At 59.0% G+C, this 3,647-nt stretch carries 5 protein-coding genes; all 5 read right to left on the bottom strand.

The window, feature by feature from the left end; all coding sequences use genetic code 11:
* On the bottom strand, positions 1-360 hold a 360-nt coding region (locus tag ACP5E6_RS17165; protein ID WP_427956231.1), incomplete at its 3' end, for an aldo/keto reductase.
* A 63-nt stretch (positions 361-423) separates the two neighbouring features.
* The gene (locus ACP5E6_RS17160; RefSeq protein WP_427956229.1) at positions 424-1,365 is read right to left on the bottom strand and encodes a LysR substrate-binding domain-containing protein; all 942 of its coding nucleotides are present in this window, start codon (positions 1,363-1,365) and stop codon (positions 424-426) included.
* A 154-nt stretch (positions 1,366-1,519) separates the two neighbouring features.
* Positions 1,520-1,987 (bottom strand): Hsp20 family protein, encoded by a 468-nt coding sequence (locus tag ACP5E6_RS17155; RefSeq protein WP_427956226.1) that lies wholly within the window; start codon positions 1,985-1,987, stop codon positions 1,520-1,522.
* Positions 1,988-2,106: 119 nt separating this feature from the next.
* On the bottom strand, positions 2,107-3,201 hold the full coding sequence (gene ada, locus ACP5E6_RS17150; RefSeq protein WP_427956224.1) for a bifunctional DNA-binding transcriptional regulator/O6-methylguanine-DNA methyltransferase Ada: 1,095 nt from the start codon (positions 3,199-3,201) through the stop codon (positions 2,107-2,109).
* Positions 3,202-3,302: 101 nt separating this feature from the next.
* Entirely contained in the window at positions 3,303-3,530 is a 228-nt protein-coding gene (rpmE, locus tag ACP5E6_RS17145) for a 50S ribosomal protein L31 (protein ID WP_427956233.1), read from the bottom strand.
* Between the last annotated feature and the right edge of the window lie 117 nt (positions 3,531-3,647).

Genomic DNA, 3,647 nt, shown 5'->3' with positions numbered 1-3,647 from the left:
CCGATGAAGGTAGAGAATATCGATTACGTCGGTGTTTAATCGTTTCAGACTGGCGTGGACAGCGCGAAAGGCATGAACCCGTGATAGGCCGCGGTCATTCGGGCCAGGGCCGGTCGGATTGGCGAATTTGGTTGCAAGCACCCCGTGGCTTCGGTTGACCGCAATGGCGCGGCCAGTGATCGCTTCCGAGCGACCTTCGTTGTAGACATCCGCAGTATCGATGAAATTGATGCCCTGTTCAGCGGCGCGGGCGACGATACGGTGAGAGGTGACCTCGTCGGTTGCGCCGCCGAACATCATGGTGCCGAGGCAGAGAGGCGAGACTTTAAGTCCGCTGCGACCAAGATTTCGATAGTGCATGAAGGTCGTCCTTTCCGAAAAAAAGCGACAGGCTTTGAAATGGCACGATCAACCGCAGCCGCATCAGTCGAAAATCGGTGCTTGCGGCACGGCGGCGACGCCGGTGGTTGATTGCAGGAACGGCGTGGTTTCGAACTCGGCGATCATGAAATCCAGAACCGCACGCGTCCGACTTGGAATGTAGCGGCGTGTCGGCATGATGGCGTAGACGCTCGCCTTCATCGGGCAGAAACCGTCGAGCAATGTCACCAGACGGCCGGCGTTGACATCGTCGATCGTGGTCAACCGTGGCAGCATGGCGATGCCTAGTCCGGCACGTGCAGCACGGCGTGCCGCCTCACTCGAGTCGACGTGAAACCGGCCTTGCACCGTTATCGTCTCGTCATACTCCGTGCCGACGAACCGCCAGTCACGGTCAATCCCTGGGCGCGTATAGACGATGCATTCATGGGCGGGCAGGTCGCGCGGCGTTGTCGGCGTACCATGGGCAGCAAGATAGGAGGGCGCGGCAACCAGTACCGAGGTGGCGCTACCGATGGTGCGGGTGATCAGGCTGGCCTGGCTCGCCGGTGTGATCGCGATCACCAAATCGAGCCCCTCCTCGACAAGATCGAACGAGCCGTCGCGCATTTTCATGTCGATCGTCATTTCCGGATAGCGCGCAAAAAATTCTGGCAAGCGCGTAGCCAGATACAAACCGACCGAGGTCGGCACGCCTAGGCGGACCTGACCAGTTGGCGTTTTCTGCGCCACTCCGACGCTTGCCTGCGCGGCATCCATCGCTTCAACAACAGCGCGCGCATGGTCGAGATAAATCTGACCATCTTCGGTCAGTGACAGCCGCCTGGTAGTCCGCTGGATCAGACGCACACCCAGCTGATCCTCTAGAGCCGCGATCTGACGAGAGATCACGGGTTGAGAGGTCTCGAACTCACGGGCTACGGCCGAAAAAGAACCTCGCTCGGCAACCCGAACGAAGGTGTTGAGCAAACTCAACTGATCCATTACGGCATCCCCTCCTTCGCTAGCCGACACGACCAATCTGTTTGTGGAGCACGAAAGCGGAAAATACCAGCGACACGGGCGATGGGAACCGCGAACCGGGCAGGATGAAAAAACCCCGCGCCTCGCGGCGCGGGGTTAGATCGAATTAACGGAATCAAGCAGCGAGCGGCGCCGTATCCTGCTCGATCGTGGGCACGGTGTTCGGTGTCGCGGTTGCGATCGTGATCCGGCGCGGCTTCAGCGCCTCGGGGACAACCCGCTTCAGCGCAACATGCAGAAGGCCGTTCTCCAACGATGCGCCTTCGACGACCATATGGTCGGCGAGAGCGAAACGACGCTCAAACGCGCGAGCCGCGATACCCCGATATAACGTCTCACCTTTCTGGATATCGGTGGTAACTTTACCAGCGATAACCAACGTGTTCTCCTTAACCGTCATTTCGATGTCTTCAGCTCGGAAGCCAGCGACCGCCATTGTCAGACGGTAGTCCTCCGCGCTGAGTTTCTCGATATTATATGGCGGGTAGGAAGACGCGCTGGCGTCAGGTACCGCATCGAGAAGCTGCTGCATCCGATCAAAGCCAATAGCGGAACGGAACAAGGGCGAGAAGTCGAGAGTCATGATAACCTCCTAAACAAGCAAGGCTGCAGTGCGGGCTGTCACAACGACCAACCCGTCGAGAGTTGAAGGACCCAATGGCATCCCTCAGACATTTATTTGGTGATATACCATTCGGGTATTCAAGAGGTCTCAATTGGCGTTGGATCGGTTTTTTTTTCCAGGTCCAGGAGAGCCCGCTTGCGTTTGACTCCCCATCGATACCCGGTGAGGTTACCATCCGCCCCGACCACCCGATGGCACGGGATCAAAACCGCCAGATGGTTGGCACCGCATGCTGCCGCAACCGCCCGCGATGCGGTGGGCCGCCCGATCCGTGCCGCAATCTGACCGTAAGTTTCCGTGCGACCGGGTGCAATCGTCCGCAGTGCTTGCCATACCTGACACTGAAAACTGGAACCGCGGATATCAAGCGGCAACTCGACGTTCATTGACGGTTGCTCGATCAACGCGACAACCTGCCTCACCCGGATGTTGAGTGCGGCGTCGTCAGCGGTTACATTCGCATTGGGAAAGCGCGATCGTAAATCATCGCGCAGTGCCGAAGCGTCATCACCCAGGGTAACTGCGGCGACGCCGCGGTCCGTCGAGGCAACCAGAACCAGTCCGAGCGTACATGGCGCGATGACATATTTTATATGTTCGCCGGCGGCACCACGTCGCAGGGTGGTGGGTGTCATGCCGAGCTGCGTCGCGGCGTCTGCATAAAACCGGCTGGGCGCTGCGTAGCCGGCGTCATAAAGAGCTGTGGTGATTGGTACGTTCGACTGCAACGCCGTGCGTACGCGGTTCATCCGGTGGGCAATGGCATATTGCTTCGGTGTGACGCCGATGATGCACTTGAACCGGCGCTGGAAATGCCCCGGCGAGACTTTTGCAACCGCAGCTAACACAGCCAACGTTGGGGGCGTCTCGCCATTGACCAACGCCGCCTCGATCCGGCGGCAAGCCAGGGACATCCGCTCATAAGCGTCACCGTTGCTGGCGAGGTCGGGGCGACATCGCCGGCACGGTCGAAATCCGGCGCGTTCAGCCGCGTCACCGTCGGCATGGAATGACACGTTAACCCGCCGTGCCTGACGCGATGGACAGGATGGCCGACAGTAGACGCCCGTGCTTGCCACCGCGTAAACGAACCTGCCGTCAGCCGCCGGGTCGCGCGCGACGATTGCTGCCCATTGGGCGGCTTCGGACAGTTCATTGTCGGGCAAGACCATGACTAACTCCGTCGAGAGATGACCCTCAGGATTTAGCTTATGCCCGCCGGGAAACCATCCCGAATGTTGCGGCTGAATTGAGATCTCAGCCGCAGATTGCGTTATTTCGTGCGTGCGCCAATGCTGGCGAAGCGCTTGTTGAATTTGGCCACCTGACCGCCGGTATCCATCACGCGATGCTGGCCAGTCCACGCTGGATGCGACTTCGGATCAATATCAAGTCGCAGGGTGTCGCCAGACTTACCGTAACATGACCGGGTCGTGTAGGCGGTTCCATCGGTCATGATGATGTTGATTTCGTGATATTCGGGATGGATATTCGGTTTCATCGCAAGGCTCCTGAAGCTGACCGATACCGACCGGCCATATTCATTTCCGCTTAACGCGTTGCGCGGGTGAAGGCAAGGTTTCGGTATGAATGTGCGGCGGGGGCATTGGTTCGACTG

The sequence above is a fragment of the Acidiphilium sp. genome (assembly GCF_049977125.1).
Lineage (GTDB): Bacteria > Pseudomonadota > Alphaproteobacteria > Acetobacterales > Acetobacteraceae > Acidiphilium.
This window is presented reverse-complemented; position numbering and strand designations above follow the sequence as displayed.